At 53.7% G+C, this 17,757-nt stretch carries 14 protein-coding genes; 10 read left to right on the plus strand and 4 right to left on the minus strand.

Features of this window, described 5'->3' with window-relative positions:
- Positions 1–288: 288 nt before the first annotated feature.
- The 5 genes from CF651_RS18530 to CF651_RS18555 all read left to right on the plus strand — a co-directional run bounded on the left by CF651_RS18530 (position 289) and on the right by CF651_RS18555 (position 5,708).
- Positions 289–1,131 (plus strand): glycosyltransferase family 2 protein, encoded by an 843-nt coding sequence (locus CF651_RS18530; RefSeq protein ID WP_094016347.1) that lies wholly within the window; start codon positions 289–291, stop codon positions 1,129–1,131.
- Between the two features lie 38 nt (positions 1,132–1,169).
- Positions 1,170–2,930: a DNA helicase RecQ gene (gene recQ / locus CF651_RS18535; RefSeq protein ID WP_094016428.1), complete on the plus strand. Its 1,761-nt coding sequence runs from the start codon at positions 1,170–1,172 to the stop codon at positions 2,928–2,930.
- Positions 2,931–3,008: 78 nt separating this feature from the next.
- Positions 3,009–3,698 carry a ribonuclease H gene (gene rnhA, locus CF651_RS18540; protein ID WP_094016348.1) on the plus strand — a complete coding sequence of 230 codons (690 nt, stop codon included), beginning with the start codon at positions 3,009–3,011 and terminating at the stop codon, positions 3,696–3,698.
- Between the two features lie 115 nt (positions 3,699–3,813).
- Positions 3,814–4,623 (plus strand): DUF2935 domain-containing protein, encoded by an 810-nt coding sequence (locus CF651_RS18545; protein ID WP_094016349.1) that lies wholly within the window; start codon positions 3,814–3,816, stop codon positions 4,621–4,623.
- 458 nt (positions 4,624–5,081) lie between these two features.
- On the plus strand, positions 5,082–5,708 hold the full coding sequence (locus CF651_RS18555) for a GAF domain-containing protein (protein WP_094016351.1): 627 nt from the start codon (positions 5,082–5,084) through the stop codon (positions 5,706–5,708).
- A 186-nt stretch (positions 5,709–5,894) separates the two neighbouring features.
- Here the strand turns inward: CF651_RS18555 and CF651_RS18560 are convergent, their stop codons facing one another.
- A complete protein-coding gene (locus CF651_RS18560) occupies positions 5,895–6,140 on the minus strand; it encodes a hypothetical protein (protein ID WP_094016352.1) in 246 nt (81 codons plus the stop codon).
- Positions 6,141–6,417: 277 nt separating this feature from the next.
- On the opposite strand from CF651_RS18560, the gene CF651_RS18565 reads away from it, so the two are divergent.
- From CF651_RS18565 to CF651_RS18575, 3 genes are all read left to right on the plus strand, one after another.
- The gene (locus CF651_RS18565; protein WP_094016353.1) at positions 6,418–7,314 is read left to right on the plus strand and encodes a DUF554 domain-containing protein; all 897 of its coding nucleotides are present in this window, start codon (positions 6,418–6,420) and stop codon (positions 7,312–7,314) included.
- A 142-nt stretch (positions 7,315–7,456) separates the two neighbouring features.
- Complete coding sequence (locus CF651_RS18570) at positions 7,457–9,199, plus strand: ABC transporter ATP-binding protein (RefSeq protein WP_094016354.1); 1,743 nt, start codon at positions 7,457–7,459, stop codon at positions 9,197–9,199.
- A gap of 83 nt (positions 9,200–9,282) precedes the next feature.
- Positions 9,283–11,412 (plus strand): ABC transporter ATP-binding protein, encoded by a 2,130-nt coding sequence (locus CF651_RS18575; RefSeq protein ID WP_094016355.1) that lies wholly within the window; start codon positions 9,283–9,285, stop codon positions 11,410–11,412.
- 93 nt (positions 11,413–11,505) lie between these two features.
- Here the strand turns inward: CF651_RS18575 and CF651_RS18580 are convergent, their stop codons facing one another.
- Entirely contained in the window at positions 11,506–12,168 is a 663-nt protein-coding gene (locus tag CF651_RS18580; RefSeq protein WP_094016356.1) for a thiamine diphosphokinase, read from the minus strand.
- Between the two features lie 298 nt (positions 12,169–12,466).
- Between CF651_RS18580 and CF651_RS18585 the strand changes: the two genes are divergently transcribed.
- Positions 12,467–13,351: an MBL fold metallo-hydrolase gene (locus CF651_RS18585; RefSeq protein WP_245856027.1), complete on the plus strand. Its 885-nt coding sequence runs from the start codon at positions 12,467–12,469 to the stop codon at positions 13,349–13,351.
- Positions 13,352–13,466: 115 nt separating this feature from the next.
- Positions 13,467–15,599 (plus strand): methyl-accepting chemotaxis protein, encoded by a 2,133-nt coding sequence (locus CF651_RS18590; RefSeq protein ID WP_179232871.1) that lies wholly within the window; start codon positions 13,467–13,469, stop codon positions 15,597–15,599.
- Positions 15,600–15,796: 197 nt separating this feature from the next.
- Here CF651_RS18590 and CF651_RS18595 read toward each other — a convergent pair whose 3' ends face one another.
- A complete protein-coding gene (locus CF651_RS18595) occupies positions 15,797–16,990 on the minus strand; it encodes a conserved virulence factor C family protein (RefSeq protein ID WP_094016359.1) in 1,194 nt (397 codons plus the stop codon).
- Positions 16,991–17,097: 107 nt separating this feature from the next.
- Positions 17,098–17,688, minus strand: a complete 591-nt coding sequence (locus CF651_RS18600; protein WP_094016360.1) for a guanylate kinase — start codon at positions 17,686–17,688, stop codon at positions 17,098–17,100.
- Positions 17,689–17,757: the final 69 nt, after the last annotated feature.

The raw sequence follows: 17,757 nt of genomic DNA on the forward strand, positions 1-17,757 counted from the left end.
TCCATGAGAGTTGAAACGCGTGAAGCTTATTTTTGTCAGGCGCAGAAGCAGCTGCAGCTGTAATGAAATATCGCCTGTATATACTCATACGCCTGACACGCCAAAAGGTTATCATTCTATTATAAAGAATTATGTGGGCGTACCCCAAGTTAAATAATGGGATTGCCTTCGGCTCCATAGAAGAAGGCCGGCTGAACCAAAAGATCGGTTCCCCTTTCCTTGTTTTTTTGGTATCTTGTCATTAGCGGCTTGTGAAGCCAAAAGCGATGGGCGGAGGGAAAACAGACGATGGAACAACCGTGGATATCGGTCATTATTCCTACATATAACCGGCTCGGCATGGTGAGCGAGCTGATGGAATCGTTAAGCAGGCAGACGTACCGCAAGCTGCACCTTATTGTCGTCAATGATGCGGGGGAGCCGCTGCATGCCATCCGGGAGCTGTATCCCGAGCTGGATATAACGCTTGTCGATATGGAAACGAATCAGAAGCATGTCCATGCCCGCAACCGCGGCCTTGAGCTCGTTCAGGATGAGTATATCATGCTGTGCGACGATGATGATTTGCTGCTGCCGACGCATGTGGAGCGGATGATGCGCGAAATCGGCAATGCCGACCTGGTCTATTCGGATGTGGAAATTTTCGATTATGTGCTGGAAGGTGCGACGCGGCGGGCGACGAAGCGGTTTGTGTTCGCATATGACAGCGATTTGGCGGCAATGCGCCGGTTCTCGACGTTTGTTTCATCCGGCTGCTTGTTTCGCAGAACCCTATTGGACAAGCTGGTCCGGTTTGATGCCGATATGCACCATTATTGGGATTGGGATTTCTATCTTCGGGCTGCGGAGCAATTCCGGGTCAAAAGGGTGCCTTCGGCAAGCGCGCTGTACGCGTTTTCCGAGCAGGGCGGCAATATGTCGGGAAGCCACGAGGACATGCGGCCTTACCTCGACAGGTTGTCTGCCAAGCACGGGCTTGGCGAGCTGCCGACCAAAAATTTCTTCGTGCTCCTGGAGGAGCCGGAGGTGCAGGGACGCAAGGCGCAGACAGAGGTGCTGTGGGACGGAGAGCCTTTCGTCTCGCGTTATGCCCGGGCGCTGGCTGACCAAGAGGGTAAGGCTGAAGGTTAGGGCAAGGGGAAGGAGTGAAGATCGTTTTGATAGGAACGATGCAGCAAGCGGAAGCGCTGCTTAAATCATATTACGGTTACGGCACATTTCGGGACGGACAGAAGAAAGTAATTCAGAGCGTGCTGGACGGGCACGATACCTTAGGCATCATGCCGACGGGCGGCGGGAAATCGATCTGTTATCAGGTTCCGGCGATGCTGCTGGAAGGGACGACCATCGTTATTTCACCGTTGATCTCATTGATGAAGGACCAGGTGGACGGGCTGGACAGCATCGGCATCCCGGCAACGTACATTAACAGCTCCTTAAGCTATGCCCAGGTGGAGCTGCGGATCCGCAATGCGAGACGCGGCGAGTACAAGCTGCTCTACGTAGCTCCAGAACGTCTCGAATCGGAGCGTTTCATCGAGCTGCTCACCGAGCTGGAGGTGCCGATGGTGGCGGTGGACGAGGCCCACTGCGTATCGCAGTGGGGACACGACTTCCGCCCGAGCTACCTCGCGATCAGCCGCTTGGTGAACCAGCTGCCGCGCAGGCCGATGGTCGCCGCCTTTACGGCGACGGCGACGGACCAGGTGCGCGAAGATATTGTCAAGCACTTGCGGCTGTGTGAGCCGCGGGTGCATGTGACCGGCTTCGCGCGGGAGAATCTCGCCTTCTCCGTCATCAAAGGCGAGAACAAGCGGGACGTCATGCTCGAATACATCCGCGAGCATGAGGATGAGGTCGGCATCGTGTATGCCGCCACCCGCAAGGAAGTGGACAACCTGTACGAGCTGCTGCGCAGGCAGAAGGTGCCGGTGGGCAAATACCACGCGGGACTAAGCGACAAGGAACGCGCGGAGGCACAGGAGCAGTTCTTATATGACGAGGTGCGCGTCATTGTGGCGAGCAACGCGTTCGGGATGGGGATCGACAAGTCGAACGTCCGGTACGTCATTCACTATAATATGCCGAAAAATATGGAAGCCTACTACCAGGAAGCCGGACGCGCAGGGCGTGATGGCGAGCCGAGCGAATGCATGCTACTGTTCAGTCCGCAGGACATTCACATTCAGAAGTTTCTGATTGAGCAGTCCATCGGAGACCCCGAGCGGCAGGGACAAGAGTACCGCAGGCTGCAGCAGATGGCGGACTACTGCCATACGTCGCAGTGTCTGCAGCGCTATATCGTCCGCTACTTCGGCGACGATTGCGAGGATTGCGGCCGCTGCAGCAGCTGCAGCACGGAGCGGCAGCTGACGGACATTACGGTGGAGGCGCAGAAGATTTTCTCCTGCGTCCGCCGGATGAAGGAGCGGTTTGGCGCGACGACGGTCGCTGCCGTCCTGAAGGGCTCCCGCAGCAAGAAGATTATCGAGATGGGCTTCCACGATCTGAGCACCTATGGTCTGCTGAAGGATCGGACGGAGAAGGAGATCGTCGATCTCATTCAGCTGCTGGTGGCGGAGGGCTATCTGTTCATTACCGAGGGGAAGTACCCGGTGCTGAGGCTGCAGGCCAAGGCCCAGGCGGTGCTGTCCGGCGAGGAGCGCGTCGTGCAAAAGATGCGCATCAAGCCGGCTCCGGCCGTCCGCGAGGTGGAGTCGGAGCTGTTCGACGAGCTCCGCAAGCTCCGGACGGAGATTGCGAAGCGCGAGGGCATTCCGCCTTACATCGTATTTCCGGACAGCACCCTGCGGGACATGTGCGGCGTCAAGCCGACGAATCCGGCTGCGATGCTCAAGATCAAAGGGGTCGGGGAAGCGAAGTTTTTCAAATATGGAGCGTATTTCATCGAATTTTTCAAAAATCTGTAAGAGGGTTTGGGCTGGCGGCCGGATCGGGCAACCGATTCGGCTTTCCGCATCCTCTTCAACCTAAAGGTGTGTGGACTCGTGGCGAAGCAAAAGTATTATGTCGTGTGGGAGGGCAAGGTACCGGGCATTTATAAGACATGGGCTGAATGCCAGGCACAGACGAACGGATACCCGCAGGCGCGGTTCAAAGCTTACGAAAGCGAGGCGGAGGCGAAAGCCGCCATGTCGCGGGGCTGGAAAGCTTCGTTTGCTCTGGCGAACGGCAGCGGTGGAGCTGCAGGTGCATCGGCAGCCGGACGCAGCGGCAGTGCGGGCTCGTCCGGTACGAGCCGGGGCGCATCGAAGGGCGGCGCCCAAGTGGCAGCCGATCTGGACAGCATCTCGGTCGATGTAGGCAGCCGGGGCAACCCGGGCATTGTGGAGTACAAGGGCGTCGATACCCGGACAGGGCAAGTTATTTTCCAGCACCCGCCGATTGCTAAGGGGACGAACAATTTGGGGGAGTTTTTGGCGATTGTTCACGGGCTGGCGTATCTTAAGCAGCAGGGCAGCTCCAAAACAATCTACAGCGACTCCGTAACGGCGATCAGCTGGGTACGCAAGAAGGCGGTTGCGACCAATCTTCCGCGGGACGGGTCGACCAAAGAGATTTGGACGCTGGTGGACCGGGCATTGGCATGGCTTCATAATAATTCGTACAGCAATAAAATCATCAAGTGGGATACGAAGGCGTGGGGCGAGATCAAGGCGGACTACGGGCGTAAATAACATTCTTTAAAAAGAGCGCTTTTCTCAAGGATGAACCTGCAAAACCAAGTGGCATATACCTTCATCAGAGACATTATACATATTGTATGATTTATTTCTGAGAGGGGGTTCGAAATTGTCCAATGAGTTTGTCAGACGTTCATTAGATGAAATCAGATTCTGGTCCCGGATTATGAAAGAACATTCACTTTTTCTAAAGCTGGGATTTCGATGTGATGATGCCCAGTTGATACAAGAGGCGAACCAATTCTATGCGCTATTTGAACAAATAGAAGCCAGGTCTCATTCGTATACCGAGTTAACCGATCCTGAGCAAATCAAACAATTCAACAAGGATGTTCAATCTGCAGCAACCCGCATATGGGCGTTTAAAAGAAAAGTTCTAGGGCTAATTATCCAATGCAAGCTTCCGGGGGGGAACAATTTCCCCTTATTAGTAGACCATATAAGCAGAGAAGCCAATTACTTCAGGAATCGCTTGGGTGAACTTAATGAAGGGAAGCTAGAGCCGCTGCCGGACGCCATTATAGACGAAAATGTGTTCTTTTTACGAATTATGGCGGATCATGCCAAGTTCATTGGACATCTTCTTGACCCGTCGGAACGGCAATTGATTGAGCAAACGCGAAATTTTAGTCACGATTTTGACCAATTACTATTCCAAGCAATTGATTTGAGCGGAATGCGGCCTCAATCTCAAACGGTCCCTCTGCTCGACCAATTCCTGGATCAGAATCGGGTTTCTGTTGCTTCCCTTCGGGATTTTAAAAAGACGGCAAAGGAGCTCATTGAAGCCTGCCGAATAAAAAGCATTATTCATCCTCTGCTTGCGGATCATGTATTTCGTGAAGCCGAAAGATTTCTTTTTATCATTGATATGTTTGAGGCCACTTTAACAAAAGGCAAACCGTCACCCGTAATGTAACCGGTATTGGTACACTACATAATAGACTGCGGCGTAAATAGGAAGACCGCCGTACATAGCAGCAAGGAGACTATCGTCTGGGTAGAGGGATAATCTCCTTGCTTTGTGCGCTTCCGTCAGACTACTGGAAGAAACGCCGCTATACGGGTACGGTGCTTCCTGCCCTGCAAAGGTGCCGGGGTATGAGGCTCCTGAATCCAGAATCGGCCGCGGAACGTTGTATTACTGGGCAAGCCAAAAGCTCGATTCATTTGTGCTGTCTTCCATGTTCATAGGATATCGTGATTTGACTGTGTATCCTATGGGCATTTGTCTTGGTTGGTTTCTTGAAATCTATAAAATGGGCTTGTCAGCTGCGGGGTTAATATATCCTTCGAACTATGGACAGCTTTCCGACAATATGTGCTACAATCTGTTATAGAACCGTTTGTTCATCAGCAGAAGGAGATGTGACATAGATGGAGGATGTACTCCAGCTTGCGATCCTGGCTTTACTCATTATTTTTATTACTATTTCAACAGCGATCTGGAGACTGGTACATAAGTATAGGAAGCTGCAGATGGAACTGAGCAATATGAACAAGCTGCTTGATGCGAGCATCAAGCTGAATTCCATGATGCACGATCCGGAGCTGCTGCTCACCAATGTGGTGCATACAGCTACCCAAGTTATTGAGGCGGAAGCGGCATCCATCATCTTGAAGGATGAGACGACCAATGAGCTGTATTTTCGCTCGGCCAACGGGGAAAAGGGAGAAGTCGTGAAGGGCATTCGCCTTCGTATGGGGGAAGGCATTGCCGGTTGGGTGGCCCAACAGGGGCGCTCTTTAAGGGTCGACGAGGTGCAAAATGATTTCCGCTGGTCGTCCCGTGTCGCGGACAAGACGAATTTCGAGACACGCAATTTGATCTGCGTTCCTATCAAGACGAGCAGCAGCATTCTGGGCGTCATCCAGGTGCTGAACAAGGTAGGAGGAAAGCATTTCACGGACCAGGATGTGAAGCTGCTGGAAGCCATGACGCTCCCTACAGGGGTTGCTCTCGAAAATGCGCGCATGTACAAGCAGCTGCAAAAGTCTGTATGACCGGAAGCGGACCCATGAGCTGGAAACGATGAACGAAACGGCATAGCACGGGAAAAGGATGGGCTTCATCGATAAAAATAAAGCACCTGAAGGGCTGGAGGGCCGGATCAGGTGCTTTTTGCTGACAAAGGAGAGCTGGTCCTTGGGCGGACGGCAGCTCACGCTTTGGGAAGGCTCGCGTCCTGCCTATTTATCGCCGCGATCGATATGAAGGCGGGACTTGGTGTTGCCCTTCGTATTCTTGTACATTTCCTGCTCCTGGCTCTCGAGCGGCAGGCTCGTCAGCTCCCACTCGGTTTGACCCATCGTCGGGTCATAAGGGAACTCGTCACCGCGTTTTAATGTTTCCTCGCGGCCCCATTCGTTCTCATAAATGCCGTCCGTCTCGACTTCTTCTCCCGATACCGACTGCATGCTTTTATCCTCTGCCATAGCTGCCAAAAACCTCCTTGAAATGATTTCGATCGTTAGTATGCCCCGATTGGGATGGATTATGTTTCTTGTAACGCCCTTGGCGATCGGCCGGAGAGGTCACCCTGCACCCGGCTGACCCCCGTCAGGCCGGATCGTTTCCTTGGACTGCGCGGATATTAAGCGTTGGAATAATCATACATGTTCATCACTCCCGGTGATGAAGTATACTTGACATGGTTTTGAATAAAACAAAGTGATAGCTGACAGATGGACAAGAAGGGGAAGCTTGAGAGATATGGCGTTATGGGGAACGATAGTGAATGCGGCTGCCATTATTGCAGGTGGCTTGCTAGGTTTGATGCTTAACAAAATGAGTCAGGGCATCCGGAATACGGTGATGCAGGGGATCGGACTGGCGCTTGTCGTCCTGGGACTGTCGATGGCTCTAAAATCATCTAACTTTTTGCTGGTGGTCGCCAGCCTGGTTATAGGCGGAATCGCAGGCGAGCTGCTGCGCATAGAACAAAGGCTCGAGCGCCTTGGCGGCCGGCTGGAGCAAGCCGTTGAAGCTTTCTCGCGGCTTGGCAGGAGCAGGAAGCGCCGCTGTAGCCAGGAATCGCCGGAGCAGAAGCCGGAGGCGGCCCTGGGGCAGGCGCAGAAGGAGCAAGCAGCCGGGGCGGAGCGGCCGAGGGAAGGCGTTGTGCTCTCGGCCGGAAGCGCAGCTGCTGCTCCCAAGCAGACAGAGCAGACAGAGCGGGCAGAGCCGGTAAAGGAGCAAGGCCGCATTGCGCGGGCTTTTGTCAATACGACCTTGATTTATTGCGTCGGCGCGATGGCGATTCTCGGCGCTTTGGATGGCGGGCTGCGGGGCCAGCACGATATTTTGTACACGAAGGCTATGCTCGACGGCTTTACGGCCATTATTTTTGCTTCGACGATGGGGGTCGGCGTGTTGTTCTCGTCCTTACCGGTGCTTCTGTACCAAGGAGTGATTGCTTTGGGCGCCTCCGGGATTGCATCCCTCATCCAGCAAGAGCTGCTGAATGAAATTATCGTTCAGATTACCGCTGTCGGCGGTATCTTGATCACGGGTATCGGTATAAATCTGCTGGAAATCCGCAAAATCAATGTGGCTAACCTGCTGCCGTCCCTGCTTGTGGCTGCTTTGGCTGTCGTTCTCATCCAAAGCTGATAGGAAATAGGACATCCTCCTGTACGAGTAGGTACACAGGGGGATTTTTTGTTGCAACGATAAAATCCGCTGCTTGCGCAAGGTAAAATATGGTATCTTAGATGGAGGCTCGGTTTCGTTCAGTAAAGGAGGGCTGTGTAACGTGTCATTTATTTCGAGATTATCGTGGTTTTTTCAACAGCAATGGGGCAAATATGTCCTTGCCATCGGGCTCATGATGACGGTAAGTCTTCTGAGCATTATTCCGCCTAAAATGATAGGCAATGTCATAGACCAGATTCGGACGGGGACGCTTACCGGGGATTTGCTCCAACAAAGCGTACTGCTGTTAATTGCGCTTGCCGCCTCGATTTATGTGATGTCCTACATATGGGTGACGACCCTGTTCGGCAACTCGATTCTTTTGGAGAAGCTGCTCCGCGGCCGGCTGCTGAAGCATTGGACGAAGATGTCGCCAGCATTTTTTCAGCGGAATACGACGGGGGAGCTTATGGCTCTGGCAACCAATGATGTATTGGCTGTCAGCCAAACCGCCGGCTATGGGGTTATGACGCTGGTGAATACCTTGGTCGGTACAGGTGTTGTCGTGGTTACGATGGTTTCCCTGATCAGCTATAAGCTGATGCTTGCCGCATTAATTCCGATGCCATTTCTGGCCGTGGCGATCAGCGTGCTCGGAAAGCAGATGCGGAAGCGCTTTGTGGCGGCGCAGCGGGCTTTTGGCCAAATGAACGATCAGGCGCTCGAATCGATATCGGGTATGCGGGTTATTCGATCCTACGTCCAGGAGGAGCATGATATTGCCGCATTCGACCGTGTGACAAAAGACGTGATGCACAAAAATATACAGGTTGCCGCGGTTAACGCGTTGTTTCACCCTGTGATTTCGGTCATTGTTGGGCTCAGCTACGCGATAGGCATCGGGTACGGCGCCTATATGGTCTTTCATAGCCAGATCACGCTGGGGCAGCTGATTTCCTTCAATATTTATTTAGGCATGCTGATTTGGCCGATGATTGCGTTCGGGGAGTTTATTAACATTTTGCAGCGGGGAACCGCTTCGGTAGACCGGCTGTCCGGGAGCTTCGCCCAGCAGGCGGATGTGAAGGACGACGAACAGGCGATCACACTGGACACTCCGGGACAGATCGTGATGAATAAGCTGAGCTTCCGCTACCCCGGTGCCGCCAAGGATAGCTTGATCGACATCTCGTTTCAGCTGGAGCAAGGGCAGACGCTAGGGCTGGTAGGCCGTACCGGAAGTGGAAAAAGCACGCTGCTCAAGCAGCTGCTGCGCCAGTATCCCATTCAACCGCAGAGCCTTCGCCTATCCGGCATCCCGGTTGAGCGGATCCGGCTCTCCTTGCTGCGCAGCTGGATCGGCTATGTACCGCAGGAGCATTTGCTGCTGTCCAAGTCGATCCGTGATAATATCGCTCTCGGCAAGCCGGAGGCGAGTGAGGATGCGATTTGGAAGGCGATCGAGCTTGCCTCGTTCACTGGCGATATTGAACAGCTGCAGGATGGTCTTGAAACCATTGTCGGCGAGAATGGAGTCATGCTTTCAGGAGGGCAGAAGCAGAGGGTCAGCATTGCCCGTGCGCTGCTGATCAATCCGGATATTTTGATACTTGATGATTCCTTATCCGCTGTTGATGCGAGAACGGAGCATGCTATTCTAACAAGTTTGCGCAGCGAACGCGCAGGCAAAACCACCTTTATTGCTACCCACCGGTTGTCCGCCGTCATGCATGCGGATTGGATTCTGGTATTGGATGAAGGGCGAGTGATCGAAGAGGGGACGCATGAGCAGTTGATGCTGCTTGGCGGCTGGTACAAGGAGCAGTTCGAGCGGCAGCAGCTGGAGGCAAGTCTGCTCGGCTGATGCTGCCGGAGGTCCGGTGGCGAAGCGGCAGGCTTGAGCACACGTTCCGGAAGAAGCGAACGGAGGAAGAAAGGAAGTGAAGTATGGCGTCGGAGCAAAAATCAACGAAATCGTCGGTCATCAGACGGTTAACCCGTTATGCATTGCTTTACAAGCTGCGGATCGCCGCAGCGCTGCTCGTGCTTTGCTGCGCTGTAGGCGCAGAGCTTGCAGGGCCTTATATCGCCAAGACGATAATTGATAAGCATATCAGCAGCGTACAGCTGCCCTGGTATGAGATATCCTTGCAGCAGGCGGCGGGTTCGGGTACGCCCTACGTGGAGTTGGACGGCAAGGCTTATGTCCGGAACGATTGGGCGCAGCCGGGCGATCAGGATGCCAAGCTTTTCGGAGCGGATGCCATAAGGAGGGCCGGCAAGGAAGTTCGGTTCATGCAGCTGGGCGGCGCAATGTACTTGATCGGCGGTGCGGACCGGTATGACGGCAACTGGTCGCTGCAGACCGGGCCGGGGCAGGGGGAAGCCGTTGCACAGGTTAGCCGCAGCGGGGAAGCGCCGCAGGCCTACCCCGCACGCAAGCTGAGCGCATCGGAGGTCGTCTCTCTGTATCAGTACGATACGGGTGCGGTGTTCCGGTGGCTGTGGCTGTTCGTCGGGCTGCTGGTGCTGGCCGGTGTACTTCATTACGTGCAGGCCTACGCGCTTCAATCGACGGCTCTGCGCATCATTCAGAGAATGCGGATGGATTTGATGAGGCACATTCAGCAAATTCCGATCCGATATTTTGACAATACGCCGATAGGTCAGGTTGTGTCCCGGATTGCTAATGACACAGAAGCGATCAAAGATTTGTTCATGAGCTTTATGGCGACCTTCGTCGTCAGTACGATCAATATTGGCGGTATTTATATTGCGTTGTTTTTACTCGATTTCCGGCTGGCGCTCGTTACGCTGATTTTCATTCCGGTGTTTATCGTCGTGATGTATGTACATTTAAAATTTTCGCGCAAGTACATTACCGTCATGCGGGCGCGGCTGAGCGATATGAATGCGATGATCAGCGAGTCGATCGCCGTTATGCCGATCGTGCAGGCGTTCCGGCAGGAACGTGCGCGGCTGGATGAATTCGAGGTGCTCAATGAGGACCGCTACCGCAATAACGTCAAGCAATTCCGTGTGTTCTCGCTATCGTCGCGGAACTTCACCGGCTTGGTAGGAGCGCTGTTTACCGCAGGGACGATCTGGTATTTTGGGGGCCAATCGCTGCAAACCGCCATCTCGTTCGGTGTCTTTTATGCTTTTATCGACTACTTGGGACGATTCTTTCAGCCGATCATCGGGATTTTCGATCAGCTGATGAATGCCCAGCGGGCCATGGTTTCTGCGGAAAAAGTGTTTTATTTGCTTGATCTGGAGGGAAGGGAGCTGGAGGAAGCGGTTGGATTGCCCCGGCCGCAAGGGCATGTGGTGTTTGACAACGTGACCTTCGGCTACAAGGAAGGGGAGCCGGTGCTGCGCGGCATTACCTTCGAGGCGAAGCAGGGGGAAACGGTTGCCTTGGTTGGCCACACGGGCTCCGGCAAAAGCTCGATTATGAATTTGTTGTTGGGGTTTTATGAGCCGAGCTCGGGCAGCATTCGTATCGACGGAGCGAATATCGCGGGCATGAGCAAGCAGGCACTGCGCAAGCATATGGGAATCGTCCTGCAGGACCCGTTCCTGTTCGCCGGAAATATCAAATTCAATGTGAGCCTCTATAATGAAGGAATTGATGAGACCCGGGTAAGACAGGCGTTGGCTGATGTAGGGGCGGCTCCTTTCATAGAACAGCTCCCCGGGGGCTACAATGAGCCGGTTGTGGAGCGGGGCAGCACCTTATCTGCGGGTCAACGGCAGCTGATTTCCTTTGCGAGGGCTTTGGCCTTCGATCCCGCGATTCTCATTCTAGACGAGGCTACGGCCAGTATCGACAGTGAGACGGAAGGGCTGATCCAGCGGGCGCTTCAGGTCGTTAGCGAGGGCCGGACGACCTTCGTGATTGCCCATCGCTTATCTACCATAAGGGAGGCCGATCTCATTCTTGTACTGAATCGAGGGGAAATCGTGGAGCGGGGCACCCATGACGAGCTGATGCGTCAGCAGGGCCGCTACTACCGGATGTACCAGCTGCAAAAGGGCGGCGAAAAGCCTGCGGCGGGTCAATCCGTCGGATAACGGAGCTAAGCATGTATGGCGTGGTCGGGGCGAAATCGAGCGATGAGCCGAGACCCTGTGCTTTGTTTTTCCGAAGGATGGCCGCAGGCTCAGCTAGCCGATTGGTCGGGGATCGCCGCTTTGAATAACGAGGAGGAGTCCCTCCTTCACTGTGATGGTTCCGGTCGGTTCTGTCAATACATTGCTGATGCCGAGAGACTGTCCTATCGTCAGCCTGGCATCCGTGAGAGGATACAAGAAACCTTGCAAAGTAATTCCTGCTGCGTCCAATGTCAACGGGAGCAGTGATACGTAAGGGTAGGTCCCGGCAGTTAGCTGCAGGGGCCTTGTTTGGTCGATCAGCATAATTTCATTATGCTCGTCCAGCATGCGGCAAGGAACACCGGCTTGCAAGCCTTGGCGCAGCAAATGAATATTAGCCAAGGAATGGTCCCAGCGGGTGCCGAGCCCACCGCACACAATAATCTCGGAAGGGGACTGACTTAGTGCCCATGCGAAGGCAAGCTCGGTATCCGTATAGTCTTTATCAATAGGATCGCAGCTTTGAAAAAGGGTGCTGTGCCGTTCGATTTCCACCAGTTCATCGGCTGAAACCGAATCGAAATCACCTAGGGCGATATCGGGCTTTAATCCGTGGCGGAGCATGAATAGCGCTCCGCGGTCGGCTCCGACGAGCAGATCCGCGCCATCGGCATAGGGAAGCGCCCAGCTTCCGAGCGTGCCGCCGCTGTAAATGACGATTCGAGGGTGAGACATAGGGGGCATCCGTTCCTTTCAGGGCATTGTGAAATTATTGTAGCACAAAATAAAAAGTACAGGCAGCTTGAGAGAACAGCTGTTTTTAAATCCGACAGGGACAGGGGAGTGGTATTCTCGCCTGTTTTTTGTTTGCGACAGAATGTTTTGTCCTGCTTATACTGTTTGGCTAGAATTTTACAGCACCCTAAGGAAACCGTTATAGTGAAATATATTGAGATAATAGCGTTATTCCGGTGTCATGAAGGAGAGGGTACCCATAGCTGGCAAAAGATTCGAGAATATGAATGGTGTCCAAATGGACAATAATTTTCGCAGGCTTCGGCAGTGGCAGGCGGAGCGTAGAAGAAAGATCAAGGACTTATCCTATGTCGTTCCTCAATGCCTGGACAAAAGAACCGATTTCCTCCGAACGAATCGGACGGAAACGTCCATCACGTGGATCGGACATTCCACGTTTCTGATCCAGATCGGCGGCTTGAACCTGCTGACCGATCCGGTCTGGGCCGAGCGGATGGGCTTCGCCAGGCGGCTGGCGCCTCCAGGCCTGCAGCTGTCCGAGCTGCCTAATATCGACGCGGTGCTGCTGTCGCATAGTCACTACGACCATATGCATATGGCATCGCTGCGCAGATTCAAAACAGCGCAGCTGTTCGTCCCCGAGGGTCTCGGGGCCAAGCTGCGAGCCCAGGGCTTCGCTCATGTCACGGAGCTGGGCTGGTGGGAGCAGGCGCAGCTCGGAGGGCTGGAGCTGCATTTTGTACCGGCGCAGCACTGGACGCGCCGCACCTTGTGGGATACGAACCGCTCGCACTGGGGCGGCTGGGTGGTTCAGCCGGAGCGGCACAGCGGCCGTGAAGCGGTATATTTTGCGGGAGACAGCGGCTACTTCCCGGGCTTTCGGCAGATCGGCGAGCGTTTCGCGATCCGGTATGCGCTGATGCCTATCGGGGCCTATGAGCCGGAATGGTTCATGTCAATGCAGCATGTGACGCCGGAGGAGGCGGTGCAGGCTTTTGTAGAGGTTCAGGCGGAGCTGTTTATTCCGATGCATTACGGTGCTTTTCGGCTTGCGGACGATACGCCTAAAGAGGCATTGGATCGGCTGTATGCGGAATGGGAACGAAGGGGGCTAAATGAATCCTCCTTGCAGGTCCTAAAATTAGGCGAAACGGTACTCTAATTTTGTGCATGTGACATAAACTTACATAATAATCCTTGTTTTTTGGATATTTCAGCCTATATAATAATATTATGTCATATTTTGTGACGTAATACTATCGTAGGGGATGATCCTTATGGGCAATCGGATGAGACACTGGAGCCAGATGTTTAAGCCCGCTATGCTTGTGCTAAACCGTCTTCGTTATTCGATCAAGTTTGGACTGATCGGACTTATTTTTCTTATTCCCATCACGTTCATGCTGGTCCAATATTTCAATAAACTGGATGAAGAAATTCGCTTTGCCGAGCAGGAGCGCCTGGGAACGGAACTTCTTCAAGATTTGAATGTGCTGATTACGGCGGTGGAGAAGCACAGGCTTACAGCGGCAGCCTCTATCAGGGGGAATAAAGCCGCCACGGGGCAGATAACTGAATGGCAATCCCAGGTAGATCAGGTCCTTGCCCAATTGGATCAAAAAAACACGTCTCATCGCGCTCTTCTCGATGTCTCGGATTCGCTCAAGCCATTAATGAGCCAGTGGAATGATTTGAAGTCGTCCGCAGGCAGCTTTAATGCGACCGATAATGAAGATAAACACATGGATATGGAAAAGTCGATTGCCAAGCTGGTGAACGAAGTCAAGAATGAGTCCAATCTTATATTGGATCCCCAGATGGACAGCTATTATTTGATGGATTCCACGGTGAACGTGATGCCGTATTTGTGGTTTAGTATCGGCAAAGCCGCAAGTCTAAGCGGGGAACTGCTTCAACGGGGGAATTTCAACAATACGGTCGAGAAGGAGCAGATGATCCTTTCAACAGGAGACATCAGCGCTTATTTAGATAAGCTGAAGGATTCGACGCAAATTTCCTATCAATACAATCGCGCTTCAGAAGAAAAACTGAGCGCAGCCTTGAAGCAGGCGATGGAAGGCGTCACTTTCTTTAATAATTCGTTATACTCGAATATTGTTGCATCCTTTTCGTTTATTATGAAAACCGCGGAGCTGGACGAGCTGACGGCCAAAGCGTTCGATGCATCAGGCGTGCTGTATCAGACGGAGCTCCAACAGCTGGATCAACAATTAGTACAGCGAATCCATAAGGCGGAATCGAGTAAAGTGACGCTGCTGGCGATGACTTTGTTATTTATTCTTATTGCGGCCTATGTGTTTATTGCATTTTATTGTTCCGTTAAGCACACGGTAGACCAGCTGAAGGAAACGTCCGCCTTGCTGTCCCAAGGGCAGCTAACCGCTAGGGCGCCTGTTGATACCAAGGATGAGCTGAGCCAATTGGTGCATGCCTTCAATGCTTTGGCGGATTCGTTCCAGCATGTTGTAGGGGAGAGCAAGCAGGTGGCCGAGCTCGTAAACACTTCTTCGCAGCAGTTGTCCCTGGCAAGCTTGGAATCGACCCGTTCTTCCGAGCAAATAGCAAGGACGATCCAGGAGGTTGCTACCGGCTCGGAGCTGCAGATGCATACGGCTCAGGAGACGTCGCAGGCTATGCAGGAAATGGCGGCAGGGGTTCAGCGAATTGCGGAAACGTCTGCGTTTGTTTCGGAATCTGCTAATGGCGCAGCCGCGGATGCGAACCATGGCCATGAGGTCGTCAGCCGAGCGGTGGAGCAGATGTCGTCCATTAAGGAAAAAGTGGAGGAAACGGCGGTGACGATCCGCCTGCTTGGGGATGCCTCCAGCCAAATCAATCGGATTGCCGAAGCGCAAAATGCCATTACCAAGCAGACTCAGCTCTTGGCGTTGAATGCCTCGATTGAAGCAGCGAGAGCCGGGGTGCATGGCAGGGGTTTTCAGGTTGTAGCGGCGGAAGTGAAGAAGCTGGCCGAGGAATCGGAAGCTTCCGGCAAGCAGATCGTACAGCTCATCCGAATGATTCAGGACCGCAGTCAGGAGGCGGTTGAGAAAATGGAAGTTGGCGTCAAGGAAGTCGACAAAGGAACGGATACGATTGAGCGAAGCGGCGAAGTATTCGGCCGTATCCTTGGGTCCATTCAGCAGGTAGCCGAGCAAATTCAGGAAATATCGGCCGCATCGCAGCAAATGTCCGCAGGCTCGCAGCAGGTGACGGCGTCGATGGAAGAAACGGTCCTGATTTCCCGCAATGCCGCTGCTCACGCGCAGGAAGTCGCCTCCGCCACTCAGCAGCAGCTTGCTTCGATGGAGGAAATCGCCGCTTCCGCCGAGTCGCTGAATGAGAGAAGCGATAAGCTCCATCATGTTTTAAAATATTACACGGTATAAGTCCCCCTAGGGAATCCGATAATCCGTGATTGATTATGAAAAGACGCCTTACTGCCACGTGGTTCGCGGTAGTGAGGCGTCTTTGTATTATGATGTGGGTGCAGGGAATTGGGTATTAGTATTTATTCGTATGTTCGTATCTCACGCATGGATGTGGGTATGCCGCATAAAAGGTCAGGGATGTCTTAGGCTTTAGGTTACTGCGAACGCCGGGTCATCTGCTGCCATACCGACCCTTCAGCGGCGTGGCCGCCTTCCATTCGTTCGATAGCCATGTGCATTTGCATGCGAACTTCGAATTCCGGCTCATCTAACGCCTCTTTCAGTGCGGGCAGAGCTTCATCCGTACCCGCTTCGTAAAGAAATCGGGCAGCCCGCCAACGGACCAGCTTGTTCGGATCCTTCAAGGCCTCCATCATGGCTTGTGTAGCCCGGGAGTCGCCGATATCCGACAGCGTATCGCCGGCCGTGCGGCGGACGGACGCCGAATCATCCTTCAATGCTTGATATAGATAAGGCAGCACGTCGACTCCGTCTTCCTCCTTCAAATCGCCGAGGTACACTGTAGCCAGCCGGCGTACGGTCGACTTCTCGTCACGGAGTGCGGTGACGAGAAGAGGCAGTGTCGCAGGTGAAGGCTTCACCTGCTGCAGCGCGGCATAGCGCCGCTTCCAGTCGGCGTCGGTGAGGTCCCGCGCCAGCTCTTCCGGCGTCGGCACCGTGCGGCCCGCCGCTTGAACGGCTGCGGCGCCCTCCGGCAGGGCGCCGGTCTGCTGCTGCGCCTGCTGCACGAGCTGCTGCAGGCGGGCATCATCGTAGGTGGCGTCCAGCTCCTGCGCCACCTCGTCCAGCACCTCCTTCAGCTCGCCATAGCGGATCCCCCAATCCTCGAGCGAACGCTCTTTGATGAGATTGGGGGATGCCGCTGCCGCCCGGATGGCGGCCTCGCTGAAGCGTTCCGGCAGCGCGATCCGCTGCTGCTCGGATCCGCTCTGCACCCGCACCTGCAGCGGGATGCCGCGAAAATGCTGCAGCAGCACGTGAACCTCGCCGAAGGGAAGCGATGCTTCGGCTTCGTCAGTAGAGACGGTGGCCGCTCCAGCGGATGGAGCGGCTGTTGCGGACGCGGCTTCGCTGCCCCCGAGCAGCTCGCGGATTTGCTGCAGGATCGGCTGCCAATCGGCCTTGGCCAGCCGATCCACTGCGATGAAATCGGCGGCGTGGTAGATGCTTTTGACGCCTGTGATCGCAAGAATGCCGCGAAGGGCGGCAGGAGCCTTTTGCGGCTCACCCGGTGTATACGTGTGGCGGGCACCTTCGGGAAGCCGCTCGCTCAAATTAATTTTCATCGAATTCGGACTAGGGGTCGGTTCAATCGAAACAATATGCATACAAGGGTTCACCTTTCTTTTCGCTATGAAAAAAAGACCGTCTCGCGTGGAGTACGCAGGGGATCGGTCTCTTTTCATTTTATATTGAATTGTTTGTTCGCTGTTCGTTAGTCTTTGTCCACCAGATTACGGTGCAAATAGTTATCGTCCAACGTTTTGGTTAGATCGAAGACTGTATGCGCCAAATCGAGATTTTCAAAAATGTGCTCGCAATGATCTTTATAAGCCATTTCTTCATCGTAATGGGAAGTGTAGCGGTCGATCAGTTCAGGGGAGTCGCCCCGTTCCTCCTCGCGCTTTACGATCGTCTTCAGATCAGCATAGATGAAAATGCGTGCAGCCTTCCTGCCGTAACGCTGCTTCAACGACTCGGCGCCAAACCGGTTCAGCACCAGGTAGATGGCTCCGTGCTTTTGCAGCATGTCGGCAACATCCTGCTCCTTCACGCCGTAACGGTTCCCGTCGATTTCGATGACTTCGACAAACTCTTGATTACGCTCGGCTGCGATGAACTCATCTTTTGAGACGAAATGGTAATCCTGTCCATCCACTTCTGAGGATCGAGGTGCCCGAGTAGTGTACGAAATGACCTGCTTCATACCGAGTGTATCGCCCGACATTTGTGCAACTGTTTTACGGCCGGCACCGTTGGGTCCGGTAAAAATAAAGATAATATCATGATCTTTTAATTCGTACATGGAAACCCCTCCTTAGTTTTGGAAGTTCCTTGCCGAGTACCGTATACCTTATTTTACATGGTTTACGTC

This window comes from Paenibacillus rigui, assembly GCF_002234615.1.
GTDB lineage: Bacteria > Bacillota > Bacilli > Paenibacillales > NBRC-103111 > Paenibacillus_S > Paenibacillus_S rigui.